14 protein-coding genes and 3 rRNA genes are annotated in these 20,615 nt (G+C 54.0%); 7 read left to right on the plus strand and 10 right to left on the minus strand.

Going from position 1 to position 20,615, the window contains the following annotated elements; genetic code table 11:
* Positions 1 to 85 precede the first annotated feature (85 nt).
* The 3 genes from glnA to glnG all read left to right on the plus strand — a co-directional run bounded on the left by glnA (position 86) and on the right by glnG (position 4,150).
* Positions 86 to 1,495, plus strand: coding sequence for a glutamate--ammonia ligase (glnA, locus tag AC1M2H_RS27455; protein WP_480149804.1), 1,410 nt, complete (start codon positions 86 to 88; stop codon positions 1,493 to 1,495).
* Between the two features lie 187 nt (positions 1,496 to 1,682).
* A complete protein-coding gene (glnL, locus tag AC1M2H_RS27460) occupies positions 1,683 to 2,732 on the plus strand; it encodes a nitrogen regulation protein NR(II) (RefSeq protein WP_480149805.1) in 1,050 nt (349 codons plus the stop codon).
* Positions 2,733 to 2,740: 8 nt separating this feature from the next.
* Positions 2,741 to 4,150: a nitrogen regulation protein NR(I) gene (gene glnG / locus AC1M2H_RS27465; RefSeq protein ID WP_480149806.1), complete on the plus strand. Its 1,410-nt coding sequence runs from the start codon at positions 2,741 to 2,743 to the stop codon at positions 4,148 to 4,150.
* A 70-nt stretch (positions 4,151 to 4,220) separates the two neighbouring features.
* Here glnG and hemN read toward each other — a convergent pair whose 3' ends face one another.
* Both hemN and yihI read right to left on the minus strand, forming a co-directional pair.
* Positions 4,221 to 5,594: an oxygen-independent coproporphyrinogen III oxidase gene (gene hemN / locus AC1M2H_RS27470; RefSeq protein ID WP_480149807.1), complete on the minus strand. Its 1,374-nt coding sequence runs from the start codon at positions 5,592 to 5,594 to the stop codon at positions 4,221 to 4,223.
* Positions 5,595 to 5,782: 188 nt separating this feature from the next.
* Positions 5,783 to 6,292, minus strand: a complete 510-nt coding sequence (gene yihI, locus AC1M2H_RS27475; protein ID WP_480149808.1) for a Der GTPase-activating protein YihI — start codon at positions 6,290 to 6,292, stop codon at positions 5,783 to 5,785.
* 592 nt (positions 6,293 to 6,884) lie between these two features.
* Between yihI and yihA the strand changes: the two genes are divergently transcribed.
* On the plus strand, positions 6,885 to 7,517 hold the full coding sequence (gene yihA, locus AC1M2H_RS27480) for a ribosome biogenesis GTP-binding protein YihA/YsxC (protein ID WP_480149809.1): 633 nt from the start codon (positions 6,885 to 6,887) through the stop codon (positions 7,515 to 7,517).
* 147 nt (positions 7,518 to 7,664) lie between these two features.
* On the opposite strand, the gene spfP is transcribed toward yihA, so the two are convergent.
* Positions 7,665 to 7,712, minus strand: a complete 48-nt coding sequence (spfP, locus tag AC1M2H_RS27485; RefSeq protein ID WP_071892919.1) for a small protein SpfP — start codon at positions 7,710 to 7,712, stop codon at positions 7,665 to 7,667.
* A gap of 165 nt (positions 7,713 to 7,877) precedes the next feature.
* A complete protein-coding gene (gene polA, locus AC1M2H_RS27490) occupies positions 7,878 to 10,664 on the minus strand; it encodes a DNA polymerase I (protein ID WP_480149810.1) in 2,787 nt (928 codons plus the stop codon).
* Between the two features lie 395 nt (positions 10,665 to 11,059).
* Between polA and AC1M2H_RS27495 the strand changes: the two genes are divergently transcribed.
* Complete coding sequence (locus AC1M2H_RS27495; protein ID WP_480149811.1) at positions 11,060 to 11,959, plus strand: acyltransferase; 900 nt, start codon at positions 11,060 to 11,062, stop codon at positions 11,957 to 11,959.
* 51 nt (positions 11,960 to 12,010) lie between these two features.
* Here AC1M2H_RS27495 and dsbA read toward each other — a convergent pair whose 3' ends face one another.
* From dsbA to AC1M2H_RS27510, 3 genes are all read right to left on the minus strand, one after another.
* On the minus strand, positions 12,011 to 12,634 hold the full coding sequence (gene dsbA / locus AC1M2H_RS27500) for a thiol:disulfide interchange protein DsbA (RefSeq protein WP_480149812.1): 624 nt from the start codon (positions 12,632 to 12,634) through the stop codon (positions 12,011 to 12,013).
* Between the two features lie 27 nt (positions 12,635 to 12,661).
* Positions 12,662 to 13,648: a serine/threonine protein kinase gene (locus AC1M2H_RS27505; RefSeq protein ID WP_480149813.1), complete on the minus strand. Its 987-nt coding sequence runs from the start codon at positions 13,646 to 13,648 to the stop codon at positions 12,662 to 12,664.
* A gap of 75 nt (positions 13,649 to 13,723) precedes the next feature.
* Positions 13,724 to 13,993: a YihD family protein gene (locus AC1M2H_RS27510; protein WP_480149814.1), complete on the minus strand. Its 270-nt coding sequence runs from the start codon at positions 13,991 to 13,993 to the stop codon at positions 13,724 to 13,726.
* Positions 13,994 to 14,064: 71 nt separating this feature from the next.
* Between AC1M2H_RS27510 and mobA the strand changes: the two genes are divergently transcribed.
* Together mobA and mobB are read left to right on the plus strand one after the other, a co-directional pair.
* Positions 14,065 to 14,655, plus strand: a complete 591-nt coding sequence (mobA, locus tag AC1M2H_RS27515; RefSeq protein ID WP_480149815.1) for a molybdenum cofactor guanylyltransferase MobA — start codon at positions 14,065 to 14,067, stop codon at positions 14,653 to 14,655.
* Positions 14,652 to 15,164, plus strand: coding sequence for a molybdopterin-guanine dinucleotide biosynthesis protein MobB (mobB, locus tag AC1M2H_RS27520; protein WP_480149816.1), 513 nt, complete (start codon positions 14,652 to 14,654; stop codon positions 15,162 to 15,164). Before mobA ends, mobB begins: the two co-directional genes overlap by 4 nt.
* 116 nt (positions 15,165 to 15,280) lie before the next feature.
* Here mobB and rrf read toward each other — a convergent pair.
* From rrf to AC1M2H_RS27535, 3 genes are all read right to left on the minus strand, one after another.
* Positions 15,281 to 15,396 (minus strand): 5S ribosomal RNA (gene rrf, locus AC1M2H_RS27525).
* A 91-nt stretch (positions 15,397 to 15,487) separates the two neighbouring features.
* A 23S ribosomal RNA gene (locus tag AC1M2H_RS27530) occupies positions 15,488 to 18,394 on the minus strand.
* Positions 18,395 to 18,625: 231 nt separating this feature from the next.
* Positions 18,626 to 20,165, minus strand: a 16S ribosomal RNA gene (locus AC1M2H_RS27535).
* The 16S, 23S and 5S rRNA genes sit together here, the layout of an rRNA operon.
* Positions 20,166 to 20,615: the final 450 nt, after the last annotated feature.

The raw sequence follows: 20,615 nt of genomic DNA on the forward strand, positions 1-20,615 counted from the left end.
TATTTTAAGGCAACAACGCCACTTTAAGTAGTAAAAAAAGTTTTCGTTACCACGACGACAATGACCAATCCGGGAGAGTTTAAGTATGTCCGCTGAACACGTTTTGACGATGCTGAACGAGCACGAAGTGAAGTTTGTCGATCTGCGCTTCACCGATACCAAAGGTAAAGAACAGCACGTCACAATTCCTTCTCATCAGGTTAATGCCGAATTCTTCGAAGAAGGCAAAATGTTTGATGGCTCCTCGATTGGTGGCTGGAAAGGTATTAACGAATCTGACATGGTTCTGATGCCGGATGCGACCACCGCGCTGATCGACCCGTTCTACGAAGAACCGACGCTGATCATTCGCTGTGATATCCTGGAACCAGGCACCCTGCAGGGCTACGATCGTGACCCGCGCTCCATCGCGAAACGCGCTGAAGAGTATCTGCGTTCTACCGGTCTGGCAGACACCGTCCTCTTCGGGCCAGAGCCAGAGTTCTTCCTGTTCGATGACGTCCGTTTTGGCGCTTCTATCTCCGGTTCCCACGTGGCTATCGACGATATCGAAGGCGCATGGAACTCCGCCACTAAATATGAAGGCGGCAACAAAGGTCACCGTCCGGGCGTGAAAGGCGGTTACTTCCCGGTTCCGCCGGTTGACTCATCTCAGGACATCCGCTCTACCATGTGTATGATCCTGGAAGAGATGGGCCTGGTTGTTGAAGCTCACCACCACGAAGTCGCGACTGCCGGTCAGAACGAAATCGCGACCCGCTTCAACACCATGACCAAAAAAGCGGACGAAATTCAGATCTACAAATACGTTGTGCATAACGTTGCTCACCGCTTCGGTAAAACTGCGACCTTTATGCCAAAACCAATGTTTGGCGATAACGGTTCCGGTATGCACTGCCACATGTCCCTGTCCAAGAACGGCGTAAACCTGTTCTCTGGCGACAAATATGCGGGCCTGTCTGAGCAAGCGCTGTTCTACATCGGTGGCGTCATCAAACACGCTAAAGCAATTAACGCCCTGGCTAACCCGACCACCAACTCCTACAAGCGTCTGGTCCCGGGTTACGAAGCGCCGGTTATGCTGGCCTACTCTGCGCGTAACCGTTCCGCCTCTATCCGTATTCCGGTGGTCACCTCTCCGAAAGCGCGTCGTATCGAAGTGCGCTTCCCGGACCCGGCTGCCAACCCGTACCTGTGCTTCGCTGCGCTGCTGATGGCTGGTCTTGACGGTATCAAGAACAAAATCCATCCGGGCGAAGCGATGGACAAAAACCTGTATGACCTGCCGCCGGAAGAAGCGAAAGAGATCCCACAGGTTGCCGGCTCTCTGGAAGAAGCACTGAACGCGCTGGACGCGGACCGTGAGTTCCTGACCGCAGGCGGCGTATTCACCAACGACGCTATCGATGCCTACATAGCCCTGCGTACGGAAGAGAACGACCGCGTACGTATGACTCCGCACCCGGTAGAGTTCGAGCTGTACTACAGCGTTTAATTTTGCTGTAAATCCTCGGTATTCCGTGTTGTGGCGTGGGGTACCAGGGATATTTTGTTGCCGTGGAAACTTTCAGCCCATCTCAGGATGGGCTTTTTTCTCCACCAACATGCTGATCTTATGCGCTTTTTACTTATAAAAAGCTATACTGCACTAGAATAGTGCACTCTTTTCAGGAGACTGTCAGATGGCAACAGGCACTCAGCCCGATGCTGGGCAGATCCTTAACTCTTTAATCAACAGCATCTTATTGGTCGATGACGACCTGGCGGTGCATTACGCGAACCCGGCGGCGCAGCAGCTGCTGGCGCAAAGTTCACGTAAACTATACGGCACGCCGCTCCCCGAGCTGTTGAGCTACTTTTCGCTGAATATCGGTCTGATGCAGGAGAGCCTGCAGGCGGGCCAGGGCTTTACCGATAACGAAGTCACCCTGGTGATCGATGGCCGCTCGCATATCCTGTCCTTAACCGCCCAGCGCCTGCCTGAAGGGCAAATCCTGCTGGAGATGGCGCCAATGGATAACCAGCGGCGTTTGAGCCAGGAGCAGCTGCAGCACGCGCAGCAAATCGCGGCGCGTGATTTAGTCCGCGGCCTGGCCCACGAAATTAAGAACCCTTTGGGCGGCCTGCGGGGCGCAGCGCAGCTGCTGAGCAAGGCGTTACCCGATCCGGCGCTGGTGGAATACACCAACGTCATCATTGAGCAGGCCGATCGCCTGAGAAACCTGGTCGATCGCCTGCTGGGACCGCAGCATCCCGGAATGCACGTTACCGAAAGCATCCATAAAGTCGCTGAGCGGGTGGTGAAGCTGGTTTCTATGGAGCTGCCGGATAACGTCAAGCTTACCCGTGATTACGACCCTAGCCTGCCGGAGCTGGCGCACGACCCGGACCAAATCGAACAGGTCCTGCTGAATATCGTGCGCAATGCGCTGCAGGCGCTGGGGCCAGAAGGCGGAGAGATAATTCTGCGCACCCGTACCGCCTTTCAGCTGACGCTGCATGGCGAGCGCTACCGTCTCGCCGCGCGCATCGATGTTGAAGACGACGGCCCGGGAATTCCGTCCCATTTACAGGATACGCTTTTTTATCCCATGGTTAGCGGTCGCGAAGGCGGTACCGGTCTGGGGCTTTCCATTGCCCGCAGTCTCATCGATCGACACTCCGGCAAAATTGAATTTACCAGTTGGCCAGGGCATACCGAATTCTCGGTGTTCCTGCCTATTCGGAAGTAGAGGTGTTTATGCAACGAGGGATAGCCTGGATCGTTGATGACGATAGCTCCATCCGTTGGGTGCTTGAACGCGCGCTCACCGGGGCAGGCTTGAGTTGTACAACGTTTGAAAGCGGCAACGAGGTGCTTGATGCACTGACCACCAAAACCCCGGATGTACTGCTGTCTGATATTCGGATGCCGGGGATGGATGGGCTCGCGCTGCTGAAACAAATTAAGCAGCGCCATCCGATGCTTCCGGTCATCATAATGACCGCGCATTCGGATCTGGATGCCGCAGTAAGCGCCTACCAGCAGGGCGCCTTTGATTATCTGCCGAAACCGTTTGATATTGACGAAGCCGTGGCGCTGGTTGACCGCGCTATCAGCCACTATCAGGAGCAGCAGCAACCGCGAAATGCGCCGATAAACAGTCCGACGGCCGATATCATCGGCGAAGCGCCGGCGATGCAGGATGTCTTTCGCATTATCGGCCGCCTGTCGCGATCGTCCATTAGCGTGCTGATCAACGGTGAATCCGGTACCGGTAAGGAGCTGGTCGCCCACGCTCTGCACCGCCACAGCCCGCGGGTAAAGGCGCCGTTTATCGCCCTGAATATGGCCGCAATCCCAAAAGATTTGATCGAGTCCGAGCTGTTCGGTCACGAGAAAGGGGCGTTTACCGGCGCCAATACCGTGCGCCAGGGCCGCTTTGAGCAGGCCGATGGTGGCACGCTGTTTCTCGATGAAATTGGCGACATGCCGCTGGACGTGCAGACGCGCCTGCTGCGCGTGCTGGCCGACGGTCAGTTCTATCGCGTTGGCGGCTATGCGCCGGTGAAGGTGGACGTCAGGATTATTGCCGCGACCCACCAAAACCTCGAACAGCGCGTCCAGGAGGGAAAATTCCGTGAGGACCTGTTCCACCGTCTGAACGTGATTCGCGTCCATCTGCCGCCGCTGCGCGAGCGGCGGGAGGATATTCCGCGCCTGGCGCGCCACTTCCTGCAGGTTGCGGCGCGCGAACTTGGCGTTGAGGCGAAGCTGCTGCACCCGGAAACGGAAACGGCGCTCACCCGCCTGGCCTGGCCCGGTAACGTGCGCCAGCTCGAAAATACCTGCCGCTGGCTGACGGTGATGGCCGCCGGTCAGGAAGTTCTGACCCAGGATCTCCCCGGCGAGCTGTTTGAAACCTCGGTGCCGGACAGCCCAACGCATATACAGCCGGATAGCTGGGCGACGCTGCTGGGACAGTGGGCCGATCGCGCCCTGCGATCCGGTCATCAAAACCTGCTCTCTGAGGCTCAGCCGGAAATGGAGCGGACGCTGCTGACCACCGCCCTGCGCCATACCCAGGGGCACAAGCAGGAGGCCGCACGCCTGCTGGGATGGGGACGCAACACCCTAACCCGCAAGCTGAAAGAGCTGGGAATGGAATAACGCGGTTCGCGCTGGCCGAGCGGCCAGCCGCTTTATCGCCCCGGCTGGCTATGCGCCGCCGGGGTTTTGCTTAAATCACCCGTGAGAACTGCTGCATCCGCGCTTTCTGGCGCAGATAGGTATCAAAGCACATGCAGACGTTGCGGATCAGCAGCCGTCCTTTCGGCGTCACCTCAATCCCTTTTTCATCGACGTCCACCAGCCCATCTTTCGCCAGCGGCGCGAGCAGCTGCAGGTCTTCGGCAAAATAGTGCTGACAATCGATCTCCCACTGCGCGGCGACGGCAGAAAAATCGAGACGGAAATTACAGATCAGCGATTTGATCGCGTCCCGGCGGATGCAGTCATCGCGGGTCAACACAATGCCGCGCCACAGGCCGTTTCCGATGTCATCAACCTGCTGATAGTACTGCTTCAGCTCTTTCTGGTTCTGCGCGTAGCAGTCGCCAATCATGCTGATTGCGGAAACGCCCATCCCCAACAGGTCGGTGCCGCCCTGCGTGGTGTAGCCCTGGAAGTTGCGGTGCAGGACGCCTTCACGCTGAGCAATCGCCAGCTCGTCGTCCGGGCGCGCAAAGTGATCCATACCGATAAACTGGTAGCCGGCATCGGTAAGGGAGCCAATCGTCTCCTGCAGGATATCCAGCTTCTGTTCCGCCGTTGGCAGGTCAGCTTCTTTGATTTTACGCTGCGCGGCAAAGAGCGTGGGCAGATGTGCATAGTTAAATACGCTCAGGCGATCGGGGTTGAGTTCGGCCACCTTCCGGAGCGTAAAGGCAAAACTTTCCGGCGTTTGCTTTGGCAGACCATAAATCAGATCGATATTGGTCGAGGTAAAGCCAATCTCACGCGCATGGTTGAGCAGAGCAAAGATAAAGGCTTCATCCTGCTCGCGGTTCACCAGGCGCTGCACCTCTTTATTGAAGTCCTGCACGCCCATACTCAGGCGATTAAAGCCCTCAGCGCGCAGGTGGTCCAGCACGTCCAGCTCAATTTCCCGCGGATCGACTTCAATTGAAATCTCGGCATCGGCAATAAAATTGAAGTGGCCGCGCAGCAGATTCATCAGCCGGCTGATTTGTTCTTTATTCAGATAGGTTGGCGTTCCGCCGCCCCAGTGCAGCTGATGCACCTGGCGCCCGGTAAAAAGCGGGGCCCGATGAATAATTTCCTGCTCAAGCACGTCCAGGTACTGGTCGGCCTTATGCTGCTGGCGGGTCACAATTTTATTGCAGCCGCAGAAATAGCAGAGCTTATGGCAAAACGGGATATGCACATACAGCGATAGCGGGCGCTGCGGATAGCGAGCCACCGCCTCGTCGAACTCAGCGGCGCCAAATTCGGGAGAAAACTCCAGCGCGGTGGGGTACGAGGTATAACGCGGCCCGGAATAGTTATATTTTTGGATCAGGGCCAGATCCCAGTCGATTAACTGCACAGACATGCTCACTCCTTCCGATGGTGCCGCCGGCGGGTACGCCGCTCCGGCCCAACCGCACTTCGGGTAATGAGCCGGTTGCGCAGCCATTTCTGACGCCGCGACAACCGTCGTAGTTTAGCGAATAACCACAGCAGATAACACATAACCAGAAGGGTTATAAGCAGGACCGGGAATCCGATCGAGTGCAAACGTTAGTTTCCACCCTTCAGCAGGCGCATCATATCTTCCTTGCGCTCTTCTTCTTCTTCCTCATCTTCATCGTCGTCGTAGGAAAGGCCGAGCTGCTGCATAAGCTCATCAATACGATCGAGTTTGGCATCAACCCAGCTCTGCTCTTCAGCATTCAGGGAACCCCCCTCTTCCAGACGTTCCAGCAGCGCGTCCAGGCGCTCATCGTTTTCCAGCAAATCCAGCTCAGCCTGCGGTGAAAGCATAGGTTTCTCGCTCTTTGGTTTGTGCTGCTTAGTTGCCGGGGTGCTCTCGGTCACGCCCAGCGGAATCGGTTTTTTACTACCAATACGCGGATCTTGCTGCTGACCTGCTTTTTTGCCCGCCGAGGAGCTCTCTCCGCCGGTGGCGCGACTTCCTGCCGTATGACCGCGATGTTTCTTCTGACGCTTGCGATCGCGGGCTTCCTGATTCAATTCTTCACGCGTCTTGCGCTGTGTTTTACCACGGGATACAGCTGTCGGTTTTTTCATGGTGTGTAATCTTCAGATCGTTTTCTTCAGTATAGAATTGAGGCGGAATCTAGCAGAAAGCAAGCAAAGAAAAAAGGCGACAGATTACTCTGTCGCCTTTTTCCTCACGAACAACCCGTAAAGGGTTCCACATTCCATGTTAGCTAACGACAAACCCTGTCTTTCCCTTAGCTAAAACGTTCCTTGTTACATCCCTTTCCCTTTGAAAACGTCTCCAGACGTCCGTCATCCTGACAATCCCTGGTCTTCGCCTCCTGGCGCTCCCTGACCGCTCATCCTGAGCCCGAATCCTGCCGGCATCCTCGCCTTGACCACTACTTTACCGGGTTAAGGGAAACCCACAACCAGCTGCCGTGCAAAAAAGCATTTTTCAGAATTCTCCTCAACAAATAAGTAATTGATATATAATTACTTTACCTATTATCCCGCTACTCTTTCTCACGGATTTCGTATACCACGAATGGTCAATATCTCACAAATAGCATGGTTTTTACCTACGGCGGCCTTAATTTGAGCGATGCGGTAAAAACAGTCTTTTTCTGCTGTTCAGGTATAATCCCCGCCATAGCCTTATTTAACGGAGACGACAGTCTTGACCAACTGGAATTATCAACAGACGCATTTTGTCACCAGCGCACCGGATATCCGCCATCTTCCTTCCGATACCGGAATCGAAGTGGCGTTTGCCGGCCGCTCAAATGCCGGGAAATCCAGCGCCCTGAATACGCTGACGAATCAGAAAAACCTGGCACGTACCTCAAAAACGCCGGGACGTACCCAGCTGATTAACCTGTTCGAAGTTGCCGACGGCAAACGCCTGGTCGATTTACCGGGCTACGGCTACGCTCAGGTCCCTGAGGAGATGAAGATCAAATGGCAGCGGGCGCTGGGTGAATACCTCGAAAAACGCCTGTGCCTGAAAGGGCTGGTGGTTTTGATGGATATCCGCCATCCGCTGAAAGACCTCGACCAGCAGATGATCGAATGGGCCGTAGAAAGCGATATCCAGGTGCTGGTGCTGCTCACTAAGTCCGATAAGCTGGCCAGCGGAGCCCGCAAAGCGCAGCTCAATATGGTGCGTGAGGCGGTACTCGCCTTTAACGGTGATGTGCAGGTTGAGGCGTTTTCTTCGCTGAAGAAATCAGGCGTCGATAAGCTGCGGCAGAAACTCGATAGCTGGTTTAACGAAATCCCGCCTCAGGAAGAGATCGAAGACGGAGAGTAATCTCCGCCAGACTCCCCGGATAACGGCGCGTGGCGCCTTATTCGGGCGACAAAATCAGACCGACTCCCGCCATTGCGTCCGATAAAAAATTTTCTTTCGCGCAATAAAAAACGCCCCGGTCATAAATGACCGGGGCGGCTAAAATATTCAGCCAAATCCGATTACGTGAAGTAAAAGGTCTGAAAGATAGAACATCTTACCTCTGTACCCTACGTCACTAACTCTACTCTTCTTTCAGTTATGGAGAAAGCACTTTTTGTAGTTTTTTTTCACTCCTTACATAGCAAATTCGAATGATCGTCACAAAACGCTATAAGTTATGTTGCTTACTTACAGAAAAAGGCTATCTCCACGAAATACTTAGTGCGCTTGATCCCAGTTTTCTCCGCTACCGACTTCCACCAGCAGCGGTACCGCCAGCGTGGTGCTGCTTTCCATAAGTTCATGGACCTTTTTCGCCACGCTATCGAGGTCATCTTTATGCACTTCGAAGACCAGTTCATCGTGCACCTGCATGATCATCCGCACCCGCGGCTTCTCGCTCAGCAGCCACTCATCAACGGCGATCATCGCCCGCTTAATGATATCCGCCGCCGTACCCTGCATTGGCGCGTTGATTGCCGCTCGCTCAGCCCCCGCGCGACGTGCGCCGTTGCTGGATTTGATGTCCGGAAGATAGAGCCGGCGGCCGTCCAGCGTTTCAACATATCCCTGCTCTTTCGCCTGCGCGCGGGTCCGTTCCATATACTCCAGCACGCCCGGATAGCGCTCGAAGTAGAGATCCATATACTTCTGCGCTTCCCGACGCGGAATATTGAGCTGGCGCGCGAGGCCAAAAGCGCTCATGCCGTAGATCAAACCAAAGTTGATCGCCTTAGCGCTACGGCGCTGCTCGCCGCTGACGCTCTCCAGCGGCAGGCCAAATACCTCCGCCGCTGTCGCCCGGTGGATATCTTTCCCTTCAGCAAAGGCGGTCAGCAGGCCTTTATCGCGAGATAAATGGGCCATGATGCGCAGCTCAATCTGCGAGTAGTCGGCGGAGACGATGAGATAATCCTGCGGCGCGATAAACGCCTGACGAATGCGTCGCCCTTCCTCGTTACGCACCGGGATATTTTGCAGGTTAGGGTCCGTTGAAGAGAGACGCCCGGTGGCGGTGACCGCCTGGTGATACGAAGTATGAACCCGGCCGGTTTTAGGGTTAATCATCAGCGGCAGCTTATCGGTGTACGTCGACTTCAGCTTAGCCAGCCCGCGGTACTCAAGAATCACCTTCGGCAGCGGATAGTCCAGCGCCAGCTCTTCCAGCACCTCTTCCGAAGTCGATGGCGCGCCGCCCGGGGTTTTCTTCAGCGGCTTAATGCCCTGTTTCTCAAACAGAATCGTTTGCAGCTGCTTCGGCGAGGAGAGATTGAACTCTTCCCCGGCGATTTCATAGGCTTTCTGCTCCAGCTCAACCAGGCGCTTAGCAAGCTCCTGAGAATGGGCGTGCAGCACCGCCGGATCGATTTTTACCCCGTTACGCTCAACGCGGGATAATACCGGAACCAGCGGCATCTCGATGTTTTTAAAGACGCTCAGCGGCCCTTCGTGCTGCTGCAGCTTCGGCCACATCTTGAGGTGCAGCTGCAGGGTCACGTCGGCATCTTCGGCCGCATAGCGCCCCGCTTCTTCCAGCGCAATCTGGTTAAACGTCAGCTGGTTCTTTCCTTTGCCGGCAATCTCTTCGAAGGTGATGGTTTTATGTTTTAGCCAGCGATCGGCGAGGCTGTCCATGTCATGGCGCCCCGCCACGCTATCAAGGATGTAGGACTCCAGCATCGTATCAAAGGCGATGCCGCGGAGCTCAATGTCATAGTTCGCCAGAATCCCGCGGTCATACTTCAGGTTTTGCCCAACTTTGAGGAGGCTGTTGTCTTCCAGCAGCGGCTTGAGCAGCTCAAGGACGCGATCGCGCGGGATCTGATCCGGCGCATCGAGATAATCATGCGCAACCGGCACATAGGCCGCGACGCCGGGTTCGATGGCGAACGACAGGCCGACCATGTTGGCAGAGATGTTATCCAGGCTGTCCGTTTCCGTATCGAAAGCAAACAGCGGCGCTTTCTTCAGCTTCTCGATCCACGTCATCAGCGTCTCTTCATCGAGAATGGTGACGTAGTTTTCGGCAGATAGCGTCGCCGCAGCTTCAACAGCCTCTTCTTCAGCGGCCGCAGCCTGCACGGGTTTTGCCGCGGGTTTACCGCCTTTTGCCTGCATCCATTTGCCGGACTCCACGTCGGTTATCCAGCGCTTGAATTCGTACTTTTTAAACAGCGTCAGCAGATCGTCCGCCGCCGGTTCCTCAACCAGCAGCTCCTCGCAGCTCAGATCCAGCTCCACGTCTGTTTTAATGGTTGCCAGCTGATAAGAGAGGTACGCCACCTCTTTATTCTGTTCCAGCTTCGCCGCCATAGTTTTGGCGCCGCGGAAGCTCAGGCCTGCGATTTTTTCCGCTTCGGCATACAGCGTATCAAGGCCGCCTAATCCCTGCAGCAGGGCCTGAGCGGTTTTCTCGCCGACGCCCGGAACGCCGGGAATATTATCCGAGGAGTCGCCCATCAGGGCGAGGAAGTCGATGATCAGCTCTGGTGGGACGCCGTACTTCGTCACTACCTCATCCGGGCCGAGGATCGTATTGGTCATGGTGTTAATCAGGGTGATACCCGGAGTCACCAATTGGGCCATGTCCTTATCGCCGGTACTGATCAATACCGGACGCCCCGCTTTTTCAGCCTCACGCGCCAGGGTGCCAATCACATCGTCGGCCTCCACGCCGGGTACCGCCATCAGCGGCAGGCCCATGGCTTTCACCATCGTGTGCAGCGGCTCAATCTGCGCGCGCAGATCGTCTGGCATCGGCGGGCGATGGGATTTGTAGTGCTCAAACAATTCGTCACGGAAAGTTTTTCCTTTGGCATCAAACACCACTACGGCATGAGTGGGCTGGTACTGCAGGATCAGGCTTCGCAGCATATTCAGCACGCCATACATTGCGCCGGTCGGCTCACCAGCGCTGTTCGTCAGCGGCGGGAATGCGTGATACGCCCGGTAAAGGTAAGAGGAGCCGTCAACGAGGATGAGAGGGTTTTCAGGGATCTGAACCATAATTTCCGTGCCTGTTTATCAGATTATGGGTAAAGGATGCCACAGACAGGCATGAAAACCTGAATTTTTCCCACATTTCACCGAAAAGATTCATCGATCCGGTCGATCCTGCGGCAGGGCCGTCTGTGGATAAGTTTGTGTATAGTTTTAGGCTGGTAGCCAGAGCGTCTAAAAAAAGATATACGTCATTATAATTAAGTTTTATTTATCATAATGTTATATATAGATTATTGATTTGAAGCCGCAGAGATGACTCAATGCTCCATGTGGATATAAGATCCGCCTGTTTTTCTGTTCTCGTTAGACCCGTCATTTGCTGCGTTTTCTGATAAAATCAGGCTTTTGCGCCGTTTAATTGCGCTCTTTCTCAGCCTAACTTTCTGAATAAAATAACTATGTCGAGATTACTCGTTGCGATAACGCTTCCTTTGAGTATCGCTCTTACCATCTTAGTCACCATTATTTGCTCCGTGCCGATAATCCTCGCCGGACTGATTAAACTGCTGGTGCCGATCCCCGCGGTATGGCGGGCTATATCTCATTTTTGTAATTTCATGATGTACTGCTGGTGCGAAGGGCTGGCGCTGCTGCTATACCTCAATCCGCAGCTGAAGTGGGACGTGCAGGGTCTTGAAGGGCTGAATAAAAAGAACTGGTATCTGCTCATCAGCAATCATCATAGCTGGGCGGATATCGTGGTGCTCTGCGTTCTGTTCCGCAAGCATATACCGATGAACAAATACTTCCTCAAGCAGCAGCTAGCCTGGGTGCCCTTTATCGGCCTTGCCTGCTGGGCGCTGGATATGCCCTTTATGCGCCGCTACTCGCGAGGCTATTTAATTCGCCACCCGGAGCGCCGCGGCAAAGATGTTGAAACGACCCGTCGTTCCTGCGAGAAATTCCGCGCCTACCCAACAACCATCGTGAACTTCGTTGAAGGGTCGCGTTTCACCGAGGAAAAGCAGCACCAGACCCGTTCGCCTTACGCCAACCTATTGCCCCCAAAGGCGGCAGGCATTGCTATGGCGCTGAACGTGCTGGGTAGTCAGTTCGATAAGCTGCTGGACGTGACGCTATGCTATCCGCAGAATAATCGGCGCCCCTTTTACGATATGCTCTGCGGCCGCCTCACGCGCATTGTGGTCCGCGTTAATCTGATGCCCGTCGCTGAAGAGCTGCACGGTGATTATGTGAATGATAAAAACTTTAAACGTCGCTTTCAGCGCTGGCTGAACGAGTTATGGCAAGAAAAAGACGCCCGGCTGACGGAAATGCTGCAACGGCAGGAAAAATAATCTTATTGGGCCCGAAAACAACAACGCCGGTCAGTGACCGGCGTTATTTTTTTATTTCTTCTCAACCAGCTGTTTAACAGCATCAGCATACTGGGCGACAAAAGCGTCCATATTGCTGGTATCCATCCCCTGCGGGTTCAGCTGATATTTACCATTAACGTACATTGCCGGTACGCCCTGCAGCTGCAGGTCAGCAGCCGCTTTTTCCTGCTGGGCAACCAGCGATTTCACTACGAAGCTGTTCCAGGCCGCATCGTAATCTTCACCCTTCACGCCGGCGTCAACGAAGACTTTACGAATATCGGCAACGGTCTGCACGGTTTGGGTTTTCTGTACCGCTTCAAACATTGGCGTGGTGATCCGATCCTCAACGCCCAGCGCCATGGCCACCGCCCACGCCTGAGTTAAATCTTTGCCCAGCGGGCCAAGGAACTCCACGTGATATTTGGTCATTTTGACGCCTTCCGGCAGCTTCTTCTTCACGTTTTCGGAAACGTGTAGAATTTCTTCAAACTGATAGCAGTGCGGGCAGTAGAACGAGAAGAATTCGAGCACCTGAGGCTCGCCGGCAACCGGCTTCTCAAGGGTAATATACTGCTTGCCATCGGTTATCTGGGCAGCGGATGCGCTAAAAGCCAGAATCATACCAGCCAGCGCCAGCCAAATTTTTTTCATTTTTAACTCTCTCCTGGAAATATCAGATTAATACATTGGCGTTAACTGAAGAGGGGGTTCCTGTAGAACCTTCACCTGCTCAAGAAAAGTTGTGGTCTGCCCGCGCCAGTAGTCTTCCCCGGTTAACCATGGGAAGTTGATAGGGAAGGCAGGATCGTCCCAGCGTCTGAGCAACCACGCAAGGTAGTAAGCTAAGCGCATGGCGCGTAAAGGTTCGATGAGGGCAATTTCGTCGGTGTTAAACGGACTGAATTCTTCATAGGCTTCAACGATCGTCTCCAGCTGCATGCGCTGCTCGGCCTTATCGCCGTTCAGCAGCATCCAGAGATCCTGGATAGCGGGGCCGTTGCGGGCATCATCCAGATCGACAAAAAGCGGACCGTCGCGCCAGAGAATATTTCCGGCGTGGCAGTCGCCGTGCAGGCGCAGGATCTGCGCGCCGCCGTCCCACTTCGCCGTGACCGCAGCGATCAGCTTATCAGCGGCAGCAAGAAAGCGCTCTTTCAGGCCGGCCGGTATCAGCGTTGAGCGCTCAAAGACCGCGCGCGGTTCGAGTAAATACTCCTTAATGCCGATCTCCGGTCGGGCAACAAAGAGCTGCTTGCGCCCGGTTTGATGCAGGCGGCCAAGAAAACGCCCGACCCATTCCATCTGATCGAGGTTATCCGCTTCAAACTGACGCCCGCCCAGGCTTGGGAAAACGGCAAAGAAGAAGCCCTGGTGCTGGTGAAGCGAGCGACCGTTGAAGAGCAGCGGCGCGGCGACGGGCACCTCATCCTGCTCTAGCTGGAAGGTAAACTGGTGTTCTTCGAGGATCTGTTCGGCAGACCAACGTTCAGGACGATAGAACTTCACCACATAGCGGCGGCGATCTTCGTCCTGAAACTGGTAAACGCGGTTTTCATAGCTGTTTAGCGGGGTAAGACCTGAGTCTACCCGCATCCCCAGATCAAACAGGCCATCAATGATGGTATCCGGGTGAAGCGTCTGAAAATTGAAAGCCTTATCGTGCATCCTGACATCCGATAATCGTACGAATAGTTCAGGATATCATCTCATAACTCATTCTGCGGTCGCACTTACAACCTTTTACTCTTTAATCACGCCGCGAGCGCGCAGCAGCGCCGTTTTGAAATCTTCTTCGTAATCTTTCTGAATCCCCGGAATAACGGCTTCTTTTGCAGAGTCACGCATTTTCAGATGGTAAATAAGAATATCGTCAGAGAGATCGGCAAGTTCCCCCTTGTAACCGGCCTCTTTCGCCAGTTTCTCCAGGAATTGAATCAGATTCAGTTCCGGCTCTTTTTGCCAGGCCGGCTGGAGGAGTTCAATAACTTCATTCAGACGTTTACATTTCATGGTCATGCTCCTTACTCTTGATAGGCACAAGTTAACAGGGTCAATCCCACAATGAAAGAGGCGATATTTATATGCAAGGCGAGGCAATAACCGGCATCGTGCTGGCCGGCGGAAAAGCCACGCGGATGGGCGGAGTGGATAAAGGACTGCAGCCGCTAAACGGCCAGCCGCTGTGGCGCTATGTTACCGATGCGCTGGAACCGCAGGTGACAAAGCTGGCGATCAGCGCTAACCGTAACCTGGAAAGATGGCACGCGACAGGTTACCCCATCTATACCGATAGTCTTAACGATTTTCCCGGGCCGCTGGCCGGTATGCTGTCGGTGATGCAGCGGATAGAGTGCCCCTGGTTTGCGTTTTGCCCCTGCGACACGCCGTTTATTCCTCCGTTTCTGGTTGAACGTTTGCTGCAGCAGAAACAAGGATCCCCGGTAGTCTGGGTGCACGACGGGGAGCGGGATCATCCCGCTATCGCCCTGATGCATCGCCGGCTGATACCACAGCTTGAGGCCTATCTGGCGGCCGGAGAGCGACGGGTGATGGTCTTTATGCGCCAGGCGGGCGGGCATAGCGTCGATTTTAGTGACGTAAAGTCGGCGTTTATTAATATGAATACGCTTGCTGATTTGCAGAATATTCACGATACCCAGGAGCCTTCATGATCCCTGTATTGGCCATATCGGCCTGGAGCGGAACCGGCAAGACAACCTTATTAAAGCAGCTGATCCCGGCATTATGCGCCGAGGGGTTGCGTCCCGGTTTGATAAAGCATACCCATCACGATATGGATGTCGATAAGCCCGGAAAAGACAGCTATGAGCTGCGCAAAGCGGGCGCTGCGCAGACTATTGTCGCCAGTAGGCAGCGCTGGGCGCTGATGACGGAAACCCCGGATCAAGAAGAAATAGACCTGCCGTGGCTGGTTAGCCGGATGGATGCCGCAAAGCTGGATGTTGTGCTGGTAGAAGGTTTTAAGCATGAGCCTGTGGCAAAGATCGTACTCTTTAGGCAAAACGGCGGGCATGGTGTTGAGGATCTTGTGCTGGATGAGTACGTTATTGCCGTGGCCAGCGATGCTCCGGTTGCGACCTCTTTGCCTCAGCTGGATTTAAATAATATCTCGCAGATCGCAGCGTTTATTGTGCGCTGGTTAGAAGAAGAACGAGGGTGATGACGCAAGGTTTCGTTGCGTATCTCGGCGCCCAGCGCAGCGATACATCGCTTTTCCTGAACCGCGGACAACAAAAAACCCCATGCTTTCGCATGAGGTTTTTCTGTTTATTTGATGCCTGGCAGTTCCCTACTCTCACATGGGGAGACCCCACACTACCATCGGCGCTACGGCGTTTCACTTCTGAGTTCGGCATGGGGTCAGGTGGGACCACCGCGCTGTTGCCGCCAGGCAAATTCTGTTTCCGACACGCCATAAGGCCTGTCAGTTAATCTGTATCAAGCTGACTATTCGTCTCTTCGCCAAAACAGCTTCGGCGTTGTAAGGTTAAGCCTCACGGTTCATTAGTATCGGTTAGCTCAACGTATCGCTACGCTTACACACCCGACCTATCAACGTCGTCGTCTTCAACGTTCCTTCAGGACTCTCAAGGAGTCAGGGAGAACTCATCTCGGGGCAAGTTTCGTGCTTAGATGCTTTCAGCACTTATCTTTTCCGCATTTAGCTACCGGGCAATGCCATTGGCATGACAACCCGAACACCAGTGATGCGTCCACTCCGGTCCTCTCGTACTAGGAGCAGCCCCCCTCAATTCTCCAGCGCCCACGGCAGATAGGGACCGAACTGTCTCACGACGTTCTAAACCCAGCTCGCGTACCACTTTAAACGGCGAACAGCCGTACCCTTGGGACCTACTTCAGCCCCAGGATGTGATGAGCCGACATCGAGGTGCCAAACACCGCCGTCGATATGAACTCTTGGGCGGTATCAGCCTGTTATCCCCGGAGTACCTTTTATCCGTTGAGCGATGGCCCTTCCATTCAGAACCACCGGATCACTATGACCTGCTTTCGCACCTGCTCGCGCCGTCACGCTCGCAGTCAAGCTAGCTTATGCCATTGCACTAACCTCCTGATGTCCGACCAGGATTAGCTAACCTTCGTGCTCCTCCGTTACTCTTTGGGAGGAGACCGCCCCAGTCAAACTACCCACCAGACACTGTCCGCAACCCGGATTACGGGCCCACGTTAGAACACCAGCCATTAAAGGGTGGTATTTCAAGGATGGCTCCACGCAGACTGGCGTCCACGCTTCAAAGCCTCCCACCTATCCTACACATCAAGGACCAGTGTTCAGTGTCAAGCTATAGTAAAGGTTCACGGGGTCTTTCCGTCTTGCCGCGGGTACACTGCATCTTCACAGCGAGTTCAATTTCACTGAGTCTCGGGTGGAGACAGCCTGGCCATCATTACGCCATTCGTGCAGGTCGGAACTTACCCGACAAGGAATTTCGCTACCTTAGGACCGTTATAGTTACGGCCGCCGTTTACCGGGGCTTCGATCAAGAGCTTCTCCTTACGGATAACCCCATCAATTAACCTTCCGGCACCGGGCAGGCGTCACACCGTATACGTCCACTTTCGTGTTTGCACAGTGCTGTGTTTTTAATAAACAGTTGCAGCCAGCTGGTATCTTCGACTGAGTTCAGCTCCACGAGCGAGTCGCTTCACTTACCATCAGCGTGCCTTCTCCCGAAGTTACGGCACCATTTTGCCTAGTTCCTTCACCCGAGTTCTCTCAAGCGCCTTGGTATTCTCTACCTGACCACCTGTGTCGGTTTGGGGTACGATTTGATGTTACCTGATGCTTAGAGGCTTTTCCTGGAAGCAGGGCATTTGTTACTTCAGCACCGTAGTGCCTCGTCGTCACACCTCAGCGTTAAAAGGTTCCGGATTTACCTGGAACCTCCGCCTACATGCTTAAACCGGGACAACCGTCGCCCGGCTAACATAGCCTTCTCCGTCCCCCCTTCGCAGTAACACCGAGTACAGGAATATTAACCTGTTTCCCATCGACTACGCCTTTCGGCCTCGCCTTAGGGGTCGACTCACCCTGCCCCGATTAACGTTGGACAGGAACCCTTGGTCTTCCGGCGAGCGGGCTTTTCACCCGCTTTATCGTTACTTATGTCAGCATTCGCACTTCTGATACCTCCAGCAACCCTCACAGGCCACCTTCAACGGCTTACAGAACGCTCCCCTACCCAACAACGCATACGCGTCGCTGCCGCAGCTTCGGTGCATGGTTTAGCCCCGTTACATCTTCCGCGCAGGCCGACTCGACCAGTGAGCTATTACGCTTTCTTTAAATGATGGCTGCTTCTAAGCCAACATCCTGGCTGTCTGGGCCTTCCCACATCGTTTCCCACTTAACCATGACTTTGGGACCTTAGCTGGCGGTCTGGGTTGTTTCCCTCTTCACGACGGACGTTAGCACCCGCCGTGTGTCTCCCGTGATAACATTCTTCGGTATTCGCAGTTTGCATCGGGTTGGTAAGTCGGGATGACCCCCTAGCCGAAACAGTGCTCTACCCCCGAAGATGAATTCACGAGGCGCTACCTAAATAGCTTTCGGGGAGAACCAGCTATCTCCCGGTTTGATTGGCCTTTCACCCCCAGCCACAAGTCATCCGCTAATTTTTCAACATTAGTCGGTTCGGTCCTCCAGTTAGTGTTACCCAACCTTCAACCTGCCCATGGCTAGATCACCGGGTTTCGGGTCTATACCCTGCAACTTAACGCCCAGTTAAGACTCGGTTTCCCTGCGGCTCCCCTATACGGTTAACCTTGCTACAGAATATAAGTCGCTGACCCATTATACAAAAGGTACGCAGTCACCCCATAAAAGAGGCTCCCACTGCTTGTACGTACACGGTTTCAGGTTCTTTTTCACTCCCCTCGCCGGGGTTCTTTTCGCCTTTCCCTCACGGTACTGGTTCACTATCGGTCAGTCAGGAGTATTTAGCCTTGGAGGATGGTCCCCCCATATTCAGACAGGATACCACGTGTCCCGCCCTACTCTTCGAACTCACAGAATGTGCATTTTAGTGTACGGGAGTATCACCCTGTACCCTGCGACTTTCCAGACGCTTCCACTAACACACAAACTGATTCAGGTTCCGGGCTGCTCCCCGTTCGCTCGCCGCTACTGGGGGAATCTCGGTTGATTTCTTTTCCTCGGGGTACTTAGATGTTTCAGTTCCCCCGGTTCGCTTCGTTAAGCTATGTATTCACTTAACGATAGTGCAACGAATTGCACTGGGTTTCCCCATTCGGAAATCGCCGGTTATAACGGTTCATATCACCTTACCGACGCTTATCGCAGATTAGCACGTCCTTCATCGCCTCTGACTGCCAGGGCATCCACCGTGTACGCTTAGTCGCTTAACCTCACAACCCGAAGCTGTTTCGTAAAACAGTCGCGTTGCGAAAATTTGAGAGACTCGAACACACCGTTTTTCCTTTCTTATTACGGAGAAAGGAAACTGTGTGTCGTTTCAATTTTCAGCTTGATCCAGATTTTTAAAGAGCAAAATTTCACAATGCACTTAACAGTACATTTTGAAATTTATCATTCATCAGACAATCTGTGTGGACACTACAAAGGCAGGTTCTTTCAGGTAAGGAGGTGATCCAACCGCAGGTTCCCCTACGGTTACCTTGTTACGACTTCACCCCAGTCATGAATCACAAAGTGGTAAGCGCCCTCCCGAAGGTTAAGCTACCTACTTCTTTTGCAACCCACTCCCATGGTGTGACGGGCGGTGTGTACAAGGCCCGGGAACGTATTCACCGTGGCATTCTGATCCACGATTACTAGCGATTCCGACTTCACGGAGTCGAGTTGCAGACTCCGATCCGGACTACGACATACTTTATGAGGTCCGCTTGCTCTCGCGAGGTCGCTTCTCTTTGTATATGCCATTGTAGCACGTGTGTAGCCCTGGTCGTAAGGGCCATGATGACTTGACGTCATCCCCACCTTCCTCCAGTTTATCACTGGCAGTCTCCTTTGAGTTCCCGGCCTAACCGCTGGCAACAAAGGATAAGGGTTGCGCTCGTTGCGGGACTTAACCCAACATTTCACAACACGAGCTGACGACAGCCATGCAGCACCTGTCTCACGGTTCCCGAAGGCACTAAAGCATCTCTGCTGAATTCCGTGGATGTCAAGACCAGGTAAGGTTCTTCGCGTTGCATCGAATTAAACCACATGCTCCACCGCTTGTGCGGGCCCCCGTCAATTCATTTGAGTTTTAACCTTGCGGCCGTACTCCCCAGGCGGTCGACTTAACGCGTTAGCTCCGGAAGCCACTCCTCAAGGGAACAACCTCCAAGTCGACATCGTTTACAGCGTGGACTACCAGGGTATCTAATCCTGTTTGCTCCCCACGCTTTCGCACCTGAGCGTCAGTCTTTGTCCAGGGGGCCGCCTTCGCCACCGGTATTCCTCCAGATCTCTACGCATTTCACCGCTACACCTGGAATTCTACCCCCCTCTACAAGACTCAAGCCTGCCAGTTTCAAATGCAGTTCCCAGGTTGAGCCCGGGGATTTCACATCTGACTTAACAGACCGCCTGCGTGCGCTTTACGCCCAGTAATTCCGATTAACGCTTGCACCCTCCGTATTACCGCGGCTGCTGGCACGGAGTTAGCCGGTGCTTCTTCTGCGAGTAACGTCAATCGACAAGGTTATTAACCTTATCGCCTTCCTCCTCGCTGAAAGTACTTTACAACCCGAAGGCCTTCTTCATACACGCGGCATGGCTGCATCAGGCTTGCGCCCATTGTGCAATATTCCCCACTGCTGCCTCCCGTAGGAGTCTGGACCGTGTCTCAGTTCCAGTGTGGCTGGTCATCCTCTCAGACCAGCTAGGGATCGTCGCCTAGGTGAGCCGTTACCTCACCTACAAGCTAATCCCATCTGGGCACATCTGATGGCATGAGGCCCGAAGGTCCCCCACTTTGGTCTTGCGACGTTATGCGGTATTAGCTACCGTTTCCAGTAGTTATCCCCCTCCATCAGGCAGTTTCCCAGACATTACTCACCCGTCCGCCGCTCGTCACCCGAGAGCAAGCTCTCTGTGCTACCGCCCGACTTGCATGTGTTAGGCCTGCCGCCAGCGTTCAATCTGAGCCATGATCAAACTCTTCAATTTAAGTTTGATGCTCTTGAATTAAACTTCGTAATGAATTACGTATGTTCACTCAGAGACTTGGTATTCATTTTTCGTCCGAAGACGTTAAGAATCCATGTCACTTTGAGTGCCCACACAGATTGTCTGATAAATTGTTAAAGAGCAGGTGCGACGCGCTTTAGCGCTCTGTCGCGAGGTCCCGTATATTACGTTTTCCTCATTCAGAGTCAAGCGTTTATTTTGCTTTTCTCCGTCGGCTTTCGCGGCTGATATTCAGCGCTGAAGCCTGCTGACCCGGCGGCGCCCTGGCCGTTGTTCCGTGTCAGTGGAGGCGCATTATAGGGAGTTCTCCGGCGTTGACAAGCCCTGTTTGCAAAAAACTTTTCAACCGCCTCTTTTTTCATCAAAACGGGTCGCAGAGTGGCAAAAACCCGGCGTTTTGCCGTTTTAAACAACGAAACGCCCCGCCTG

The sequence above is a fragment of the Klebsiella sp. F11 genome (assembly GCF_056712265.1).